We start from the raw sequence: 19,929 nt of genomic DNA, 5'->3' as shown, positions 1-19,929 counted from the left end.
TCGACCTGATCTTTATTGACAGTTTCATCTGCCCCTGCCATTATTTCGGCTTTTTCCCAGCGCCTGCCCCGGACCGGGCACACTCTGGCATTCTTCGAAAATCCGGGCGGTACAGGTGCTGCAGATGGATTTGTCCAGGATGTTGAATATCCGGGAAATAGCCTGGGATTCGGTGGCAAACAGCCGGTTTTCACCGATCTGCTTTAAAAAACCGCCATGGGCAAGAAACCGGATCACATCCCGGTTGAGCCGGCAGAGAAAAAGATTTTTTCCCAGTTTCAGACGGCGGTGTGCTTCCTGTTCCAGCACCAGTGACCCGGACACATCGATGAAATTGATCCCATACCCGATGATGAGAAGGTGCCGGGGATCGCTGTCATCACTCTCTTCCAGAATTTCCGACACATGATTGGCTGCTCCGAAAAACAAAGAACCGCTGATCCGGAGAATTCTGAGCTGGGGACATTCCACAAGTTCTGTCTGGGAAATTTCAGTGAGCTGACGGTCCGGATCACCGGGGCCCGGAACCATGGCATCCACATGGGGATGGGATGTCCGGGTCAGGTAGATAGCCATGGAGAGCAGCACCCCTGAATAAATGGCAAATTCGATTTCAAAAAACAGGGTGCCGAAAAAAGTGGCCAGCAGGACCAGGGTTTCGGAACGGCTGCTTCTGAGGATCTCTTTGATGTGAGGAAAATCAATGAGCTTGAACGCTACGAAAAAAATGACTCCCCCCATGGCCGGCAGGGGGAGCCAGGCGGTCAACGGCGCGATGAGCACCACAATCACGGCCAGGAACAGGGCGGAAAAAATACTGGCCAGGGGCGTTCTGGCGCCGGCATCAAAATTGACCCCGGACCGTGTAAAGGAACCGGAGCTGGCATAGCTTGAGAAAAAGCTGCCCACTATGTTGGACAGACCCTGGCCGATGAACTCCTGGTTACCGTTGATATGCTGGTTGGACTGCACTGTGATGGACCGGGCAATGGAAAGGGCCTCGATCAGGCCCAGGAATGCCACGGCCAAGGCTCCCGGACCCATCATCCTCAAGGTGTCCAGGGTGAAATCCGGAGAAGACAGGGGCGGCAGATGTCCGGGAAGTTCTCCGAGCAGCCGGACACCATGAGCGGCACCGTCCATGGCCAGGTTGAGCAGGCTGCCTGCCGCCAGGGCAATGAGAAGGCCGGGCCACCGGGGCCGCAGGATCTTGAATATGACCGCGCATACCAGGGTGGCCAGGGCCACCACCAGTTCATACCCGTTGGTCTGTCCCGCCGATTTGATAATAAAAGCCCAGGATGTCAGAAATGAGGCTCCGCCGGGGATGGGAATTCCCAATGCATGTTTGAGCTGGCTGGTGGCGATGAGAAAGGCGGCTCCGGCCGTGAACCCGACGATCACTGAATGGGACACAAAATTGATCAGTGTGCCCAGCCGGGCCAGGCCGAACGCCAGCTGAAACAGTCCGGCCATAAAGGTGAGGGTCAGGGCCAGGCGCACGTAATCTGCCGATCCCGGGTCTGCCAGGGGACTTAACGTGGAAAAGACAATGATGGAGATGGCTGTGGTCGGCCCGGAAACCAGGTACATGGAAGAGCCGAACAGGGCGGCAATGACCGGCGGCACAATGGCGGCATAGAGTCCGTATTCAGCCGGCAATCCGGCAATCATCGCAAAAGAGACCCCCTGGGGCAGAACGATGAAGGCCCCGGTCAGCCCGGCCAGAAGATCCGCCTTGAGGGTGCCGCGGTTCACTGTTTTTATCCAGGACAGAAATGGAAATATCCTGACACCCAAAGGTACGGGCCGAACCGGCGCTGCTTTTCGATATCCTGCAGTCATGGTCTGTTCCCTTAATCGTTATGGCAGTTCAGGCATCCGGTAAAGTCGGGGTGAGGGGTAGGGGGGCCCTGGGCATGGTCAGGGTGATGGCATTCAAGGCATTGAACATCCCGGGTCACCCCGGCATGAATGTCGGGAAAGGCGTTGACGGATTTTCCATGGAATCCCAGGTACGCGGTGTGGGCGCATCCGCCAATAAGCATGGCCCCCGCAATTCCCAATAAAAACTTAACCGGTTGTTTCATGGTTTTCTTCCTTTGCTTTTCCATCCGTCAGGCGGATGGTCCGGTCTGAAAGCCGGATGATGTCATTGTCATGGGTTGTAACAATAATGGTGACCCCCAGGGCCCTGCCGGTATCTGCCATGAGCCGGATCAGGTGCAATGCCGTGGCACTGTCCAGGCTGGCCGTGGGTTCATCTGCCAGAAGCAGGGCCGGCACATGGGAGACGGCACGGGCAAAGGCCACCCGCTGGGCCTGTCCCCCGGACAGTTCATGGGGCATGGACCGGGACAACCCGTCCAGGGACAGCGCTTCCAGCAGCCGGTTCACCCGGCGGTTCAGTTCTTTTTTGCCAAAATGGTTCAGGTGCAGGGGAAATGCAATGTTTTCAAACACGGTGAGACAGGCGATCAGGTTGCCGGCCTGGAACATAAACCCTAAGTGTTGACGTCTGAACCGGGTCATCTGCCGCTGGTTCAGGGCCGTTATTTCCGTGCCGAGACAGGTAATCCGGCCGCTGTCCGGCCGTTCCAGTCCCCCCAGGCAGTTGAGCAGGGTGGTTTTGCCTGATCCGGATTTTCCGACAATGGCCAGTGTGTTCCCTTTTTCCACGGACAGGCAGATCCCGGAGAGGACCTGGACCGTCCTGGATCCGGATCTAAACCCCTTATAAAGATCTGTCACCTGGATCACGGATAGATGCTCCTTAAAATGCGGGCCGGCTGCTGCCGGACCACGATCAAGAGCGGCCAGGCTGCGGCGGCCAGGCAGAAGACAAGGGCCAGCCCCGGGGGCAGCAGCAGGGAAAAGAAAGTCAGTCTGGGAACGATCACCCCGGAAACCACGAAATACTGGTTGTGGGAGGTGAACCCGGACAGATCGATCCCGGTCCCTGCGGCAAAGGCAGCCATGGCAGCCCCCAGCAGGATGCCGGCAGCGGCAGCCAGCAGGTTGAGCAGGATCACCTGTGAGAAAATAAGCAGCGCGGTTTCCCCCGGAGTGATGCCCATGGTCTTCATGATTCCGTATTCCCGGAGACGGCTGATGATGGAGATGGCAAAGGCGGCGGCCGTAGCAAATGCCACCACCCCCAGGACAAGTACGTTGACAAAGCCCATGGAGATCCGGTTCAGATCAATGAGCTGGGTCAGGTCGGGCATGGTTTCCTGCCAGGTTTGGAACCGGGATGGATCTATTCCCTTTTCAGCCCAGGCCGACCGGATCCGGGTTTCCGAAACTCCGGGCATCAGAAACACCGCGGTTGACCAGGTTTCCGGCAACACGGGCATGGCGGCCTTAGGGCAGAAGGCCAGCCCCTGATCCATGGCAGGAATACCGGTGGCAAAAATGCCGGCCACACGGAACTGTTTTTCCAGAGAGCCGGACTGGAACAAGAGGGGATTGCCGGGTTGGACACCTAAGGCCATGGCAGTCTGACGGCTGATGAGGATGTCATCTGTTTCCGGGGCCGGGTAGGTGCCGGCAATGATTTTTTTCCAGAATGCACAGGCTTTTTTCTCCGGTTCCGGGTCCAGGGCCACCAGGGTCAGCGACAGGTCAGTGCTGGATGCGGCGGCAGCGGTTTGGCCGGCAGGGCCAGCATGACCTTCCGGGCTGCTGATCATTCCCGGAATCAGGTACCGCCGGAGGATCGTCAAAACCCCGGGAAGTTCCAGGTCTTCCGGCACCAGGGCAGCAGGCAGGGCCGTACCTGAAATCTGACCGCTGTAAAGGCCGGTGGCGTTCTGGATCATGCAGTCGTTTATGCCTGTGGCCACGGCAGAGATAAAGACCAGGGCTGCCACGGCCATGCTGATCGTGGCGCCTAAGGCGGCGGTGCTGCGGCCGGACCGGAAAATAAAGGCAGCCGCAGTTCTGATCCAGAACGCCGGAGTCATGGTGCCAGATCCTGGAACCGGTCCGCCCCGATCCGTCTGGCAACAAAATCAACGGCAAAGGGGATCATCGAGCCATGTTCCGGGGCAAACAGCATGCCGCATCCCTCTTTCAGAAATGCCCGTGCTTTATTAGCCGCCTGTTTCCTTGCCCGGGGGAATTCGTTTAAAAGATCTCTTTTTGCGGAAACCGGGCCGCCCTGTTCAAGCATCCGGTTCAACCGGAATGTTTCATCCTCTCCGGAGGTGTGGCAAATCAGGGAAGCCACATAGTTATGCCGCCGGGTCTCCAGATCTCTGGCCAGATCCACCATATCATCCATGACCTGACAGCCCACCCCCACAAGGGCAAGTCCCTCCTTGATCCGGTCCGGGGGGGCCAAATCAGGCCCTTCAAGGGCTTCGGGCAGTGCCCATGGGGCCTGGAACAGCAACCCGGTTTTTACTGAATGGATATCTGATAAGACGGCCTCCGGCAGCAGGGTGGTTACCACTCCCTGTTCTTCCGATGCCTCCTGGGCACCGCTTTTCAAAAGGGCATGCAGAGAAACGGTATTTGCCGTCAGCAGCTGATCCCGGGAAAAACATCCCGCCTTTTCCCCCTTGACCATAAGGGCGGTCAGGACCCGGTCACAGACCATGATGTCCAGGATGGACCGGAATTTTGCGGCGGATTCAGGCAGATCCGTATCCAGGGTGATCTTGTACTCATCATCCAGAATATTGTCGCACCCGGTGACCATTCCCCTGAGGCACTGGTTCATGGCGGCATAGTAGATGCGCCGGTCCTCCGGGATACGGCCCTGGATATAGGAATAGAGAAACAGGGCGGAAAAAAAATGGTTTTCCAGGGAAAACCAGGAAGGTGACGGCGGGGTCAGGCAGACCCCGCTTTGGTCCAGAATGGATGCGGCCGTTTCCTGGAACAGCGAAAGAGCCTGGTGCAACTCCCGGGTCACCAGGTCGAAAAATTCTCTGACTGCAGTGTCATCAGCCACCGGAGAGGTCATGATGTCAAACCCACGGGTTTTTTGCTCACAAACAGGGTGATATATCCCAGATAGGTTTTGACCAGCCGGGGATATGTGAAACCGGCCTCTTGGATGAGATCCGGCAGCACCCCCCGGATATTTTCCCCGATCTGGGGCTGGAAGAGCAGCCAGCGGGAAGCGTGGGCAATCAGGGCGCCCAGAAATGTCTCGGGGACATGCATATCGGAGATGACCAGCCGTCCGCCGGGTTTCAACACCCGGAAAGCTTCGGCAAAGGCCCGGATCTTCAGATCCATCTGGATATGGTGAAAAAAGAGGGTGGAGACCACCGAGTCAAAGGAGTCGTTTTCAAAGGGAAGGGCTTCGGCTGCTGCGGTCCGGAAGGTGCAGGCCGGTCCCTGGCGCTTTTCAACCGCTCCCTGTATCATCTTTCCGGCAGCATCGATTCCTATGGCCACGCCCCCTTTTTCCGGAGACAGTTTTTCGGAGATCATCCTTGTCACAACCCCGGTGCCGCAGCCCACATCAAGGATCCGGTGGTCCGGTTCAATTTCCAGATGGTCGATGACCTGGCGGTTGATCTTTTCCTGAAACCCGAACATGACCCAGGGTTCCAGAATGTCGTATACACCGGCGGCATAATCAAGGGTTCGGCCCCTGGTGGGGATGGAGGAATAGCTCATAACTCGATTCCTGATCGTTATCTGGGCTGATTTATGGAATTGTTTTCAGCATTCAGGCGGATGATCCAGGCACAGCCGGCCTGGATATGTCCGGTCCGGAAACTTTATACAAATTAGGCCCGGATGTGGGCCGTTGTCAACCCGAATATACAATTCTTTTCCCTCTTAAGGCATGGAACAGGCCATTCGGATGAAAGTATTGAATAACTCAATAGGCTGCATCGAATTTTATTGATAGAATCAATTTTACATATCCATCTATCAAGTATAAATAATGGAATTCTATTGGTAAAAAAAATGAAAGGATCGATCAGCTGATCGACCTGTCTCGTAAATCGAGAAAAAGGAGGAAGCGATGTCTTGTAAAAAAAATATCATGTTGGTTGTTTTGATGGTGGCGGTCACATTTTTCCAGGTGCCGGCCCAGGCCGGGGCCATTGACCCGTTCAGCGGCCTGTCCGGAGAGATCCGGATCTCCGGCGGGACCGCCCATATTCCGGTCATGAAGGAAGCGGCCAAACAGATCATGCGCGCCAATCCCGAGATTTCCATCAGCATTGCCGGCGGCGGTTCCGGCGTGGGGATCAAGCAGGTGGGAGAAGGGATTGTGGACATTGGTAATTCAGGCCGTGCCGCAACGGATGCGGAGGTGGAAAAATATGGCCTGAAACTGTTCAAGTGGGCCATTGACGGGGTGGGCGCGGCCGTGAATCCGGGTAACCCGGTCACATCCCTGACCAAAGCCCAGCTCAAAGACATTTACAGCGGGAAGATCACCAACTGGAAAGACCTTGGCGGCAAGGATGCGCCCATCACGGTCTACACCCGGGATGAATCCAGCGGGACCCGGGCGGTTTTCTGGAAAAAAGCCCTGGACAAAGGAGATATTGTGTCCAGTGCCAATTTTGTGGTATCCAATGGGGCCATGAAAACTGCCATTGCCAATGATCCCAATGCCATCGGTTATGTGTCTGTGGGACACATGGATGCCAGTGTGGCCGGCGTGGCCCTGGACGGGGTCCCCCCCACCATCGATACGGTCAAATCCGGTGAATACAAAGTGGCCCGGGGGCTTTACAGCAACACCCAAGGAGATCCTTCCGGATTGACCAAATTGTTCATCGCGTATCTGCTGAGTCCTGAAGGACAGCGGATCGTTGTTCAGAAAGGATTTGTGCCGGTAAATTGACCCGCGTGACCCAACAGACGGCCCGGATCGTATTTTTTTTGAGTGCCGCAGTCAGTGCCATGGCTGCGGCACTGGTGTTTGGTTTCCTTCTGGTGTTCGGGTTCCCCCTGATCGGCGGGGGGGAGTTTTTCTCTCTGCTGGCCCGGCCCTGGTCTCCGGGTCAGGGGCTGTACGGATTTCTGCCCATGATCACGGGAACGGCGGCCATCTCGTTTCTGAGCATTGTGTTTGCATTGCCTTTGAGCCTGGGCACGGTGTGTTTCATGGGCGGGCTGGGTCCGGCCCGGATCAGCCGGCTTGTGGACGGATTTGTCCGGTTCATGACGGGCATCCCCACGGTGATTTATGGGTTTTTAGGTATTTTTCTGCTGGTGCCCGTGGTCAGAACCCTGTTCACTTCCGCCGGGTCCGGCATGTGCATTTTGTCCGCCTCCCTGATGCTCTCTTTGCTGGTCAGCCCCACCATGATCATTTTTTTCAAGGACGGGTTTGATTCCGTGGATGTCCGCTATATCCAGGCGGCGGACGCGCTGGGGGCGGACAGCGTGCAGCGGCTGATCTACGTGATCCTTCCGGAGGCATGGCCGGGCATTGTCACCGGGATCATCATGGGACTGGGCCGTGCCATGGGCGATACCCTGATTGCCTTGATGATCGCGGGAAATGCCGTGCATGTGCCGGGGTCGATTCTGGACTCCGCCCGGACCCTGACCTCTCATATCGCCCTGGTATCGGCATCGGATTACGACAGCCTGGCGTTTAAATCCATTTTTGCCTGCGGCCTGACCCTGTATGTGTTGAATGCTTTTGCCGTAATCGCGGTGAGGAAGCTGGGCAAAAAAAGAGGGCAGGCCCGATGACCATCCGGATTCTGGGCGGGTGCCTGCGGGTGTTTTCCTGGGGGGCGGTGCTGGTGCTGACCGGTTCCGTCCTGGTGCTGCTGGGGTATCTGCTGGTCAAGGGGGTGCCGTCTCTGGGCCGGGACCTCATCTTCGGGCAGGTGGATGTCCTGGATGCCGTGCTGCTGAAAAAGCGGGTGTTTGACGGGCTGTTTCCGGCGATTGCCGGCACCCTGAGTGTGGTGGCCCTGTCCGTGGGGCTGGCCGTTCCCGTGGGGGTCTGCGCCGGTATTTACATGAGCGAGTTTGCCACGGTTTTTCAGCAGCGGGTGTTCGGGTTGATGTTTGACATTCTGGCAGGCATCCCGTCCATTGTGATCGGGTTGTTCGGATTTTCAGGGGCCATTTTCATTCACAAATATATCTCCAATGATTTCAGGCCGTGCCTGGCCGTGTCTGTGGCGGCCCTGGCTTTTCTGGTCCTGCCGTACATCACGCGCACCACCCAGGCCGCCATGCAGGGGCTTTCGATCCAGATCCGGCAGGCAGCCCTGGCCCTGGGGGCCACACGGGTGCAGAACATTTTTTATGTGCTGCTGCCGCGATCGTTTTCAGGGATTTTGTCCGGCATCATTCTGGCCATCGGCCGCTGCGCTGAAGATACGGCCGTTATCATGCTCACGGGAGTCGTGGCCACGGCCGGGATTCCCGGGTCCCTTCTGGGCAGTTACGAGGCCCTGCCGTTTTACATCTATTATATTTCATCCCAGTACACAGATGCTGCGGAACTGATGTCCGGATACGGGGCTGCGATTATCCTGCTGGGCGTGTGCGCGGTTCTCTTTTTCCTGGCGTTTCTCATCAAAAGACATTTGGCCGGTCCTGCCGGGCCGGCACGGGGGAGGTTCCATGGATAAGCCTGTCAAGATCCGGGTGGAAAACCTGACCTTTTCATATCACCAGACACCGGTTTTCGAGCATATCAATCTGGAGTTTGACGCCCATGCCATCACGGCCATCATCGGGCCTTCGGGCAGAGGAAAATCCACGTTTTTATCCCTTTTGAACCGGTTGTGGGAATCCCAGCCCTTTGCAAGGATGGAAGGAAAGGTCTGGATCCTTCTGGACGGGCAGTGGGTCGATATCTATGGGAAAACCCTGAGCAAACCGGACCTGAGAAGAAAAGTGGGCATGGTGTTCCAGACCCCGAATCCGCTGCCCATGAGTATCTATAAAAATATGGCGTTCCCATTGAAGTTGACCGGTGTTGCGGACAAATCCCTGATAGAGGAAAAGATCACGGCCGCACTCCGGCAGGCATTTTTATGGGATGAGGTAAAAGACCGCCTGCATGACAGCGCCTTCAGCCTTTCCGGAGGCCAGCAGCAGCGGCTGTGCATTGCCAGGGCCCTGGTTTCACAGCCTGAAATACTTCTTCTGGACGAGCCCACCTCATCCCTGGATGCCGGGGCCGCCTCCGTGATTGAAGACCTGCTGGTCCGTCTCAAAGAACGATGTACCCTGATCGTGGTATCCCATTACCTGGACCAGGTATCCCGGATTGCCGACACGGCACTGAAACTGGAAGCCCGTGGTTTTTCACCGGTGTGATTTTTTCGTCGAACCGGTGGTCAAATCGCCAGACGGTTCATTCAGGAAAGCATTCATTTTCCCGTTCACTGGCGGGGTGGCCAAAAATCCCTGTATGGTGCAACTGCCTTCCGGCTGCAACAAGTCCGGGCAGCAGTCAAATATTGTTGTCATTTTGGCACAGTTGCTATATCATTATGCCAAGACTCAATTTGAATAATGGCTTGTAAACAAAGGAGGGGGTATGCCAAGAGTAGAAAAAAGATTTCAAACACGGATGCCTTATCATGTCCACGAAAGGCTTGCGCATGCCGCAGAGATATCGGGTGCAACGTTAAACCAGTTTGTTGTACAATCCGCTTTAGAGAAAGCCAATTTTGTACTGGAAAGAGAACAACTATTACATTTAACTTATCGTGATGCTGAAGCACTATTCGACGCAATTGAAAATCCACCATTACCAAATGAACAGTTAATAAAGGCAGCTAAAAACTACAAAAGGAAATTTATTGATGAACCGGTTTGAGGAACTGACCCGTTCACATAATCGAGTTGGATTTGATTGTGGCGTGCAGGAACTCAATGTTTTTCTTCATAATCTTGCTCATCAAAATTTCAAAAAAGGTCTTTCCCGGACATTTGTATTAACGAGTGAAGATATTCCAGAGGAGATTTTATCTTTTTATACGCTGTCTATTTTTGAAGTTTGTGCGCGTAAACTACCACAAAGATTTTCAAAAAAATACAAAGGGCATCTTCCAGCCGTAAAAATCGCCCGTCTTGCTGTTGCCACAGTCTTACAAAATCAGGGCTTTGGTAAGTATATGATTATCGATGCAATTAGACGAGCAATGGCAATTTCAAAACACGTTGGTATAATCGGCTTATTTGTGGATGCAACAAATGAAGATGCCAAAAAGTATTATTTGAAGTTTGGATTTATCCCTTTACCTGATCATACGTTAGAACTTTTTTTGCCGTTAAAAACCCTTCAAAAAATGTACGTTGAGGTTTTTGAAAAAAAATAGAGAAACTCGCAAGAAGCAAGAGAAAACTTGCTTCACCTTGGTAAAGAGCTTGCTCTTCCTCGTATGAAAAAGTGGCGTTTTTATCGAGCCGGTGGTCAAATCGCCAAACGGCTCATTCAGGAAGGCATTCATTTGGGCTGGTGGAGCCGCAGACCCTGGACATCATCCGGCCCCAGGCAGTACCCGGCAATATAGGCCACAGTGGGCATTTTGTTTGTTCTTGTACAGATCTGTAACGCGCATCAGATTCTCCTTATTTTGATCTTATTTCAATAGGTTAGAATAAAACAGTGCCGGATCTCAAACAGCGGTCGTTGTTTTTCGATGCATTTTTGCGACCATTTAAGGAGAATTATAGACGGTTAATTCGGTTCCCGGTGTGTAAGTATGCGTCATTATTTAATATTTCCTTCTGGTATAAACTTTGCTCTCTTTTTTTATCGAAAAAATTTTCGACCCATTATTTTGATGATTGATTCAGATGAATAACCAGGAGGTTCAGATGACCAGAATTGGAATTATCCGATGCGAAAAAAATGAAAAAACATGTCCCCTGACCAGTTGTTTTAATACGATGATGAGTGGGGCCCAGGGCTTCAGCGCCTATGATGAATGCACCCCGGCCGGGGTATTTACCTGCAGATGCCCGGGGGACAATGTTGCCAACTTAGGTAAAATTTTAAAGTCAAAGGGCGCCGACGTCATTCACCTTTGTACATGCAGCTTTGCAAAAAAAACAGAAAAGGGCTGGGACAACAGTCAGGGCGGATTTTGCGACCATATTGAAAAAATTGCCCAAGACATTGCCCGGGCCGCCGAACTGCCCTGTGTATTGGGAACGGCTCACCTGCCCAAAGGATACACCCCCGTGACCGTTGAAAAATAGGCGTTAACCGGAGGCCGGCGGGTTTTCACAGGTATTATTTATATCGGGCCGGGCCATGGCGCCCTGTTGATTCCAATACAATCCTGGCCTGTCTGGAATTGGAATTCAGACGGGAAAACCTGTTGGCCATAATATGGCCTTGAAGTCACACAAATTAATGTGTAATATTATGTGTGAGTTTAAAGGAGGTGATCATTATGGCGACAAACTTACAAATCGATGACGAACTAATTCAAAAGGCGGTCAGGCTCGGACGTCATAAAACAAAAAAGGCCGCTGTATCAAAAGCGCTCCTTGAATATATACAAAATTTAGAGCAGGAAAAAATCCTTTCGATGTTCGGAACTGTGGAATATGATCCGGAATATGATTATAAAGAGCAGAGACGTTCAGTTCAAAAAACTTCAAAAACATCTTGAAAGCTTTCCCGACCTCCCCGCCCTCACCGAGGATTATGTTACAGCCGCCAGGTATTTTAATCGCTGCCGCTCAAAAGGGGTCCAAGGCTCAAATACTGATTTTTTAATTTGCGCCATGGCCAACAGAAATAAATTTTCAATATTCACGACAGATAAAGATTTTGAGCTGTTTTCAAAGCATATAAAAATTGTTCTCCACAAAACAGCATAATTCCAACCATACTTTGCAAGCAGCAGCGTCTGTCCATTGCCGACACGGCACTGAAACCGGAAGCCGGCGGGTTCACACAGATAGGATCTATGGATCCGCCGGCTCAGGATATCAGCAACGGCCTTTTTGATTCATATTATTGGATCAAACGTTCAATTCTGACGGCCCCTACCTTGAATTCCGGAATCTTGGCCAGCGGATCAAATGCATTGGAGCTGGTCAGGATATTGGTCGGGTTTTCCCCGAAATGGATGGGTAAAAACAGGTTGCCGGGCATGACATCCGTGGTGATCCTTGCCGGCACCTCCATCTGCCCTCTGCGGGAGGTCAACAGCACGGGATCATTTGATTTTACCTTGATTCTCATGGCATCATCCGGATGGATCTCCACATATCCGGTTTTCTGTTCCACATCCAGATGCCGGGACACCCGGGTCATGGTGCCGGTGTGGAAATGGGCGAACATCCGTCCTGTTGTCAGCAGAAAAGGATATTCCGCACAGGCCAGTTCCGCGGGATCCTTGTATTCAATCGCGTGGAACTTTCCCTTGCCCCGGGCAAAGGGTTCCTTGTGCAGATACGGGGTGCCGGGATGATCCGGGCCTGGACAGGGCCATTGCAACCCGTTGATGCCTAAGCGCTCATAGGTCATGCCCCCGTAGCTTTTTTCTGTGAGTCCCGTGATTTCATCAAATATTTCTTCTGCCGAATCATAATCCATGGCATATCCCATGGCAGTGGACAAGCGTGAAATGATTTGCCAGTCCGGCAGCGTGTTGCCGACGGGGTCCTGGGCTTTTCGGGCCCGCATACACCGGCGTTCCGTGTTGGTAAAGGTGCCGTCCCGTTCGCCTAAGGCGGCCGAGGCAAAGATCACATCCGCTGACTGGGCCGTCTCGGACAGGAAAATATCCTGCACCAGGAGAAATTCCAGTTTTTTCAGGGCATGATTCAGATGGTTCCAGTCCGGGTCGCTGAGTTTGGGATTTTCGCCGATGATATACATGGCCTTGATTTTTTTCTGATCAATGGCCTCGATCATATCCGTGATGGTCAGGCCCGGGGTACTGGACAGTGCCACGCCCCAGGCATCGGAGAATTTTTTATTGACACCCGGATCGGATACGGGCTGATACCCCGTAAACACGTTGGGCAGCCCGCCCATGTCACAGGCGCCCTGGACATTGTTCTGGCCGCGCAAAGGATTGATCCCGCCGCCTTTGACACCGACATTGCCGCAGAGCATGGCCAGGTTGCAGCAGGACTTGACGTTGTCCACACCCGTGGTGTGCTGGGTAATGCCCATGGCATACAGCAATGCAGCCGGAGCGTTCTGGGAATACAGTTCAGCCATGCGGATGATATCTTCAGGATCCACCCCCGTGATGTCAGACACCCGCTTTGGGGTGTACGTGTCAATGACGGCCTTGAATGCATCAAAGTCCTCACACCGGTCTGCGATATAATCGGGATGGTGCCATTGATTCCGGATGATGACATGCATCATGCCGTTGAGCAGTGCCACATCCGATCCCAGCCGGTGGTTCACGGACAAATCTGCCAGCCTTGCCAGCTGAATGTTGCGGGGATCCGCCACAATCAGTTTGGCTCCGTTTTCCTTGGCCTGGATAATCCGGCTGGCAATCAGGGGATGACAGGCCGTGGTATTGGATCCGATCACAAAAATGGCTTTGGAATCATGCTCAAACTCCGCAATGGAGTTGGTCATGGCCCCGCTTCCGAAAGCAGCGGCAAGACCTGCCACTGTGGAAGAATGTCACAGCCGGGCGCAGTGATCCACATTATTGGTGCCGATCACGGCGCGTGTCAATTTCTGGGCCAGGTAATTTTCTTCATTGGTAATCTTGGCAGATACCAGGACCCCGATTGAATCCGGGCCGTGTTCCTCTTTAATCCGGGTGAACCGGCGGGCCGCCTGATTCACGGCCTCATCCCAGGTGGCTTTTTCCAGGCGGCCATTTTCTCTGACCAGCGGGCCTTTCAGCCGCATATAGCTGTTGATGTATTCATGCAGGTTCCATCCTTTAATGCACAGTTTCCCCTGGTTTACAGGATGGGATTTCAATGGCAGCGTGCGGTTGATCCTGCCGTCAATGACTTCAAACAGGACCCCGCAGCCCGTACCGCAATATGAACAGACTGAAGGTACAAATTCACAGTCCATGATTGATCTCCTCGTATTAAACATCCATAGGTGCAGGTGTCAGTTCAACTGTTTTTCCGATAATGGAAAAGGGTGATTTTTCAATATGATCTCCGGGCACGTACCCGAAGATATCGAACACGGCATCGTTGACTTCCCGGTACAGCATGCGCAAAGGAATATGTGCCGGGCAGGCGTCTTCGCACAGACCGCAGTCAATGCACCGCCCGGCCATGTGGGTGGCCCGGATTAAATGGAAAATCGGCACCTCGGGCGGCAGCACACCCGGCTCTACCAGGTTCGGATGCTCCAGGCTGCATTCCTTGCAGAAACAGACGGGACAGATATTCCGGCATCCATAGCATTTGATGCATTTTTGAAACTCATACATCCACCGGGACAAGCGGTCTTGGGAATCATGCTCTGCCATAAAATCCTTTGGGCTGTCATTATAGTCGATCCCGTGGGCTTTTTTATATTCACCCGTGGTTTTCGGCTTGAGATAGGAACAGTCCCCGTGGGTTGACAATGAAGACGGGCAGCAGTTAACCGTCAGGGTTTCAATATTTTCCGGGTTCAGTTGATCCCAGGTGTACAACAGATTCAATGCCCGCTGGCTGCAGTCCCGGGCCAGGATACCGATTTTCAGTGTCGGGTCCTTTTGGGCCAGGTCACAGGCGATTTTTTCCAGAGGATACCGGTTGAGACTGATTTCAAGCTGGTCCAGATCGTCTACATGCGCTTTTGTAAACCCGTGGGGAATCTGGTGGCCGTCCAGTTTGCGATATCCCAGGAAGATGTCCACCCTGTCCTGCAACAGGAGCTCTTTTGCCGCTTTTACCATATCCATATTTTAACCTGCCTTTTTCATCTCATTGATGGCCCGCAGCGGATTGGGGCCCATGTTCCGGATTTTTTCAGTGAATTTTGTGACCACATCCACATATTTCTGGGCTTCGGCGGAAGAGATCCATTCCAGGTGAAGCCGGCCTTCCAGCCCCATGAATTTCAACAGTTCCTGAACAAAAGCGATGCGCTTTAACGTCATGTGATTACCATACAGGTAATGACAGTCACCGATATGTCATCCGCCCACCAGAACGCCGTCCACATTGTTTTGAAAGGCTCTGAGAATGTGATGGGGGGAAACGGATGCCGAACACATCACCCGCACGGGGATGATATTGGGCGGGTATTCCAGCCGGGACACCCCGGCCAGATCGGCTGCCCCATAGGTACACCAGTTACACATAAAGGCAATAATTTTGGGTTCAAATATATCTGTTTTCACTGGATTGATTCCTTTATCATTTATGCGCCCATGGCGCTTTTAATCTGGGCATAAATCTGCTCATTGTTAAACCCTTCCAGGGTCAGGGCCTCGGATGGACATGCCGCGGCACAGGCACCGCATCCTTTACACAGGGCCGCATTGATATTGACCACATGTTTTTTTTCATCCATTTGGATGGCGTTATACGGACACACCTCAATGCATCCCTGGCACCCGGAGCACAATTTTTCATTGACCCGGGATACCACGCCGCCGACACTGATGCTGGATCTGGCCAAAGTGGTTATGGCCCGGGACGCGGCTGCTTTGGCCTGGGCGATACTCTCGTCAATGGGCTTGGGATAATGGGCCATGCCGCACAAAAATACCCCGTCCGTGGCAAAATCCACGGGGCGCAGTTTCTGGTGGGCTTCCAGCATCCATCCGTCACTGTCACAGGTTATTTTGAATGCCTGGGCCAGTGCCTGATTGTCCCGGGCTTGGATTCGTGATGCCAGGCAGAGGATGTCCACATCAATGGATACAGGCATTTTCAGGATATGATCTAAAATCCGGATGTTCACCCCCGTGCCGCTGGGGGTTACCCGGGGTTTGCTTTCCAGATCATACCTGAAAAACAGGATCCCCATGTCTCTGGCCTGCTTGTAAATTAGCTCCCGCTTTCCATAGGTCCGGATATCCCGGTAAAAAATATAGACATTGGCATTGGGATTGCGTTTTTTTATTTCCACGGCCGAGTGAATGGAATGGGTGCAGCATACTTTTGAACAATAGGGATGGGCTTCTTCCCTGGAGCCGACGCACTGGATAAATGCGATGTCTTCTGCGGCTTCAAGCATGGGATCCTTTTTGTTCAGCCGGCCGTCAAATTCCAGATGCGTCATGACGGCATCATGCTTGCCATACAGGTATTCATCCGGTTTGGCTTCCACGGCCCCCGTGGCTAAAATGGCCACGCCGTGATCAATGGTCACCTTTGATTCCGGGGTGGCCAGTGTGGTGTTGAAATTTCCCACAAACCCGTCCAGATGCTCAATGACGGCACCCAGGTACGTGTGGATCATGGGATGGTCATTGACCTGGTGGATCATGGTTTTCACCTGGCCGGGGATATCTTCACCCATATAGGTATGAAAGAGTTTTCTGGCATTGCCGCCCAGGTTTTGTTCCCGTTCCACCAGAGACACGGGAAACCCCTGGCGGGCCAGAGACAGAGCCGCAGTCATGCCGGCGATGCCGCCGCCCACCACCAGGGCGGACTGGGTGACGGGCAGTTGGGTTTCAAACAGTGAATTGAGCAGCATGCTTTTGGAGACAGCCATGCGGACCAGGTGTTTGGCTTTTTGCGTGGCCCGGGCCGGTTCACTGGCATGGACCCAGGAATCGTGATTCCGGATGTTGGCCATCTCCAGTAAATGCTTGTTCAGGCCCGCGTTGATCAGGGTCTGACGAAACAGCGGCTCATGGGTTTTCGGGGAGCAGGCCGCCACGACCACGCGGTTCAGCTTTTTCTCTTTGATCACCTGGGCCATTTTGTCCTGGGTATCCTGTGAGCAGGTAAACAGGTTTTCTTCCGCATAAGTGACCCCGGGCAGGGTCCGTGCATAGGCCACCACGTCAGGCACATCGATCACGCCGCCGATATTGGTTCCGCAGTTACAAACAAACACGCCGATTTTCGGTAATTCATATTCCGTGTCCCGTTCTTCAGGGATCACGATCTCTTTGGTCAGGGTATGCCGTGCCGAAGAGATGTATTCCGTGGCGGCCGCAGCCGCAGAACTGGCTTCCATAACGGACTGGGGAATGTCTTTGGGTCCGGTAAACACCCCGCATGCGTATATGCCCGGCACGGAAGTGGACACGGGATTAAAACTGTCTGTTTTAACGAAATTGCCGTGATCCAGTGCAATGTTCATGGTCTTTGCCAGGTCGACACAGGCGGCACTGATCTGGAGCCCCGTGGACAGGACCACAATATCAAAATTTTCGGTTTGAATGGTCCCGTCCTGATCAATAAATCTCATTTCGATTCCCTGGTGATCCAGGCTTGGTACCACCGAGTGAACCCGGGACTGGATGAATCGGACCCCGTTTTTCTTGGCCCCTTCCATGTACCGGTCAAAATCCTTGCCATGGGTCCGCATGTCCATGTAAAAAATCGCACAGTCCAAAGGATCATGGCTGTGCTCCCGGGCCATCACGGCCTGCTTGACGGCGTACATGCAGCAGACGGATGAACAATAGGCATTGCTGCACCGGTTTTGATCCCTGGAGCCCACGCACTGGAGCCAGGCGATCTTTTCAGGGGCTTTTTCATGGTCTTTATCCGACGGCAGGCACAAATGCCCGCCAAAAGGCCCGGTCGCAGACAATATCCGTTCAAATCCCATGGATGTGACAATGTCCGGGTGCTGCCCGAACCCCAGGGAATCGATTCCGGAAGGGTCAAAGGATTCAAATCCCATGGCCAGAATGATGGATCCGACGTTCAGGGTCTTTTCTTTTGCCTTGTCTGCAAAATTGATGGCACCTGAAGGGCAGACCTTTTCACAGTTGCCGCACCGGTTTTTGGTCAATTTCAGACAAATGGTATCATCAATGGCATATTTCAAAGGAACTGCCTGGGAATACGGCACATAAATGGCTTTCCTTTTGCCTAAGCCTTCATTGTATTCGTCATCCACTTTTTTGGGGCATTTTTCCGCACACAGCCCGCAGGCAATGCACTTGTCCATGTCAATGTACCGGGGATTTACCGTTAAAGAGACCTTGAAATTTCCCTGGATCCCGGACACCTTCGTGACTTTGGTTAGCGTTAACAGTTCAATATTCGCATGCCGGCCGACCTCGACCAGTTTGGGTGAAATAATTCACATGGCACAGTCATTGGTGGGAAAGGTCTTGTCCAGCTGGGACATTTTCCCGCCAATGGCCGGTGATCTTTCCACCAGGTATACATAAAACCCGGAGTCTGCCAGATCCAGTGCCGCCTGCATTCCCGAAATACCGCCGCCAACAACCATGACTGATCCCTGGAGGCTGTTTTTTGTTATTTTTTCAATAGTCATATGATTGTCCATTGTGTCATTGTGTTGTTGTTTCAGAGTCATCGATTGTCTGAAAGGCATGTCTTACGGCAATGATGATGTCATCTTCGTTGAACGGTTTTGAAATATAGTCATTGGCCCCGAGTTTCATGGCCTTGACCGCATTCTGAACCGTTGAATAGCCCGTGATGACGATCACATAGATTGCCGGTTTGGCTTTTTTTACCTTTTCAAGAATTTTCATTCCGTCCATGTCTTTGAGTTTCATATCTAAAAGCAGGACATCATAGGAATCTTCCATCACGCGTTTAAGCCCGTCGGCACCGGACAGCGATTGATCGCACCGGTACCCCATCTCGCTTAAAATCATGGCACATCCCTTACAGATTACATTTTCATCATCAATGATGAGTATTTTTTTGGATCGCATCATCAGCCTTTCGTGTTTGTTTGCTTTTGCCGTTCTGAATGGGAAGTTCAATGGTAATCAGTGTACCGGTTCCAGGTTCACTCAACACTTCAATATAGCCCTGATGATTTCTTATGATTCCGTAACTTACGGCCAGGCCCAGCCCGGTTCCTTCAGATTTGGTGGTGTAAAAAGGTTCGAATATTCTTTTCAACTTGCCTTTGGGGATCCCATATCCATTGTCCTGTATTTCAATCACGGCCAGGTTTCTTTCCGTATCCATTTTCGTGGTGATACTGATAATTCCCTTTTCATCGATGGCATGAACCGAATTGAGCAGCAGATTGATAATCACCTGCTCAATCTGGTTGTCATCCATTAAAAAATTAACCATATCAGGATCCAGTCTTTTTTTGATCTGAATCCGTTTGATGTGAAATTCGTTATCCATCAAGACCAGCGATCTTTCGATCACTTCATTCACGTTGGCATCTTTTTTTTCAGGTTTCTTTTCTCTGGAAAAATCCAGCAGCCCCTGGATGGTGTTCTTGCACCGCTGGGTTTCCTGCATGATAATTTCCAGTCCTTCCTTGAACGGTCCTTTGGGGTCAGCCTTTTTAAACAGGTTGGAGCTGTAAAGCAGAATACCGGTCAAAGGGTTGTTTATTTCATGGGCGATCCCTGCCGCCATCCTGCCCAGTGAGGACAGCCGGTCGATTTTGGTGGCCAGCTTATTGTATCGGATGATATGAAATTTAATCCGGTCATTGTGTTTAATGGCGCAGGCCAGCTGTTCAGTCACGGCAGCGATAAAATCCAGCTCGTCTTCTGAAAAGTCTTTCTGTTCCCCGAAATAGGTCCGGATGAAGCCGAACACGATATTATCGTATGTTAACGGGATGTCCAGCATCATCCGGATCCCGATTTCCCTGGCTTCTTTGGGATATTTGACCTGGGGGGCATTCATGATATCCGTGATAATGTGAATCTTTTTATCGTTGTCGGGCCAGGGGAAAAATTTTTCCTCGCTCAACGATTCCAGGGCCAGGTATTTTTCATCAATGCCATAGGACGTCTGAATCTCATACCTTTCCGTTTTTTTATTTAAAATGCACAAAATGGCACCCATGGCGTTCAACCCCCGGGAGGCACTGGTCACAATGAGCCGGACCAGCTCATTCATGTCTGTTTCAGTTCTGGAGTGAACGAGTTT

General features: G+C 52.6%; 20 protein-coding genes. 8 read left to right on the top strand and 12 right to left on the bottom strand.

Annotated features, from left to right (window positions below; genetic code table 11):
- Positions 1-24: 24 nt before the first annotated feature.
- From DPO_RS02705 to DPO_RS02680, 6 genes are read right to left on the bottom strand one after another with little or no spacing between them, the layout of a single operon-like run.
- Positions 25-1,845: a SulP family inorganic anion transporter gene (locus tag DPO_RS02705; RefSeq protein ID WP_006964122.1), complete on the bottom strand. Its 1,821-nt coding sequence runs from the start codon at positions 1,843-1,845 to the stop codon at positions 25-27.
- Positions 1,846-1,856: 11 nt separating this feature from the next.
- Positions 1,857-2,090 carry a hypothetical protein gene (locus DPO_RS02700; protein WP_006964121.1) on the bottom strand — a complete coding sequence of 78 codons (234 nt, stop codon included), beginning with the start codon at positions 2,088-2,090 and terminating at the stop codon, positions 1,857-1,859.
- Positions 2,074-2,760 carry an ABC transporter ATP-binding protein gene (locus tag DPO_RS02695; RefSeq protein ID WP_006964120.1) on the bottom strand — a complete coding sequence of 229 codons (687 nt, stop codon included), beginning with the start codon at positions 2,758-2,760 and terminating at the stop codon, positions 2,074-2,076. Before DPO_RS02695 ends, DPO_RS02700 begins: the two co-directional genes overlap by 17 nt.
- On the bottom strand, positions 2,757-3,965 hold the full coding sequence (locus DPO_RS02690) for an ABC transporter permease (protein ID WP_006964119.1): 1,209 nt from the start codon (positions 3,963-3,965) through the stop codon (positions 2,757-2,759). The genes DPO_RS02695 and DPO_RS02690 overlap by 4 nt, the downstream gene beginning before the upstream one ends.
- On the bottom strand, positions 3,962-4,972 hold the full coding sequence (locus DPO_RS02685; protein WP_006964118.1) for a class 1 isoprenoid biosynthesis enzyme: 1,011 nt from the start codon (positions 4,970-4,972) through the stop codon (positions 3,962-3,964). Before DPO_RS02685 ends, DPO_RS02690 begins: the two co-directional genes overlap by 4 nt.
- Positions 4,969-5,637, bottom strand: a complete 669-nt coding sequence (locus DPO_RS02680) for a class I SAM-dependent methyltransferase (protein WP_006964117.1) — start codon at positions 5,635-5,637, stop codon at positions 4,969-4,971. Before DPO_RS02680 ends, DPO_RS02685 begins: the two co-directional genes overlap by 4 nt.
- A 355-nt stretch (positions 5,638-5,992) precedes the next feature.
- Between DPO_RS02680 and DPO_RS02675 the strand changes: the two genes are divergently transcribed.
- The 8 genes from DPO_RS02675 (at position 5,993) to DPO_RS02635 (ending at position 11,588) form a co-directional block, all read left to right on the top strand.
- On the top strand, positions 5,993-6,826 hold the full coding sequence (locus tag DPO_RS02675; protein WP_006964116.1) for a phosphate ABC transporter substrate-binding protein: 834 nt from the start codon (positions 5,993-5,995) through the stop codon (positions 6,824-6,826).
- A gap of 5 nt (positions 6,827-6,831) precedes the next feature.
- Positions 6,832-7,686: a PstC family ABC transporter permease gene (locus tag DPO_RS02670; RefSeq protein ID WP_236609880.1), complete on the top strand. Its 855-nt coding sequence runs from the start codon at positions 6,832-6,834 to the stop codon at positions 7,684-7,686.
- The gene (locus DPO_RS02665) at positions 7,683-8,582 is read left to right on the top strand and encodes a PstA family ABC transporter permease (protein ID WP_006964113.1); all 900 of its coding nucleotides are present in this window, start codon (positions 7,683-7,685) and stop codon (positions 8,580-8,582) included. Before DPO_RS02670 ends, DPO_RS02665 begins: the two co-directional genes overlap by 4 nt.
- Entirely contained in the window at positions 8,575-9,276 is a 702-nt protein-coding gene (locus DPO_RS02660; protein ID WP_006964111.1) for a phosphate ABC transporter ATP-binding protein, read from the top strand. Before DPO_RS02665 ends, DPO_RS02660 begins: the two co-directional genes overlap by 8 nt.
- 223 nt (positions 9,277-9,499) lie before the next feature.
- A complete protein-coding gene (locus tag DPO_RS02650; protein ID WP_006964106.1) occupies positions 9,500-9,781 on the top strand; it encodes a toxin-antitoxin system HicB family antitoxin in 282 nt (93 codons plus the stop codon).
- The gene (locus DPO_RS02645; RefSeq protein ID WP_006964104.1) at positions 9,768-10,283 is read left to right on the top strand and encodes a GNAT family N-acetyltransferase; all 516 of its coding nucleotides are present in this window, start codon (positions 9,768-9,770) and stop codon (positions 10,281-10,283) included. Before DPO_RS02650 ends, DPO_RS02645 begins: the two co-directional genes overlap by 14 nt.
- Before the next feature lie 502 nt (positions 10,284-10,785).
- Positions 10,786-11,169 (top strand): CGGC domain-containing protein, encoded by a 384-nt coding sequence (locus DPO_RS02640; RefSeq protein ID WP_006964102.1) that lies wholly within the window; start codon positions 10,786-10,788, stop codon positions 11,167-11,169.
- A gap of 197 nt (positions 11,170-11,366) precedes the next feature.
- The gene (locus tag DPO_RS02635) at positions 11,367-11,588 is read left to right on the top strand and encodes a type II toxin-antitoxin system VapB family antitoxin (protein WP_006964100.1); all 222 of its coding nucleotides are present in this window, start codon (positions 11,367-11,369) and stop codon (positions 11,586-11,588) included.
- 347 nt (positions 11,589-11,935) lie between these two features.
- Here the strand turns inward: DPO_RS02635 and fdhF are convergent, their stop codons facing one another.
- Genes fdhF through DPO_RS02595 form a run of 6 tightly spaced genes read right to left on the bottom strand, consistent with a single transcriptional unit; the run spans position 11,936 to position 19,899 of the window.
- A complete protein-coding gene (fdhF, locus tag DPO_RS02630; RefSeq protein WP_083911962.1) occupies positions 11,936-13,984 on the bottom strand; it encodes a formate dehydrogenase subunit alpha in 2,049 nt (682 codons plus the stop codon).
- 16 nt (positions 13,985-14,000) lie between these two features.
- Positions 14,001-14,813 carry a 4Fe-4S binding protein gene (locus tag DPO_RS02620; RefSeq protein WP_006964097.1) on the bottom strand — a complete coding sequence of 271 codons (813 nt, stop codon included), beginning with the start codon at positions 14,811-14,813 and terminating at the stop codon, positions 14,001-14,003.
- A 3-nt stretch (positions 14,814-14,816) separates the two neighbouring features.
- Entirely contained in the window at positions 14,817-15,215 is a 399-nt protein-coding gene (locus tag DPO_RS25075; protein WP_152427556.1) for a hydrogenase iron-sulfur subunit, read from the bottom strand.
- Between the two features lie 59 nt (positions 15,216-15,274).
- Positions 15,275-18,328, bottom strand: a complete 3,054-nt coding sequence (locus DPO_RS02610) for an FAD-dependent oxidoreductase (protein WP_152427523.1) — start codon at positions 18,326-18,328, stop codon at positions 15,275-15,277.
- Positions 18,329-18,344: 16 nt separating this feature from the next.
- Entirely contained in the window at positions 18,345-18,740 is a 396-nt protein-coding gene (locus DPO_RS02600; protein WP_236609879.1) for a response regulator, read from the bottom strand.
- Positions 18,709-19,899 (bottom strand): GAF domain-containing sensor histidine kinase, encoded by a 1,191-nt coding sequence (locus DPO_RS02595; RefSeq protein WP_236609878.1) that lies wholly within the window; start codon positions 19,897-19,899, stop codon positions 18,709-18,711. Before DPO_RS02595 ends, DPO_RS02600 begins: the two co-directional genes overlap by 32 nt.
- Between the last annotated feature and the right edge of the window lie 30 nt (positions 19,900-19,929).

The sequence above is a fragment of the Desulfotignum phosphitoxidans DSM 13687 genome, from assembly GCF_000350545.1.
Taxonomy (GTDB): Bacteria; Desulfobacterota; Desulfobacteria; order Desulfobacterales; family Desulfobacteraceae; genus Desulfotignum; species Desulfotignum phosphitoxidans.
Note: the sequence above shows the minus strand (reverse complement) of the source record. Positions and strands in the feature narration are given on the sequence as shown.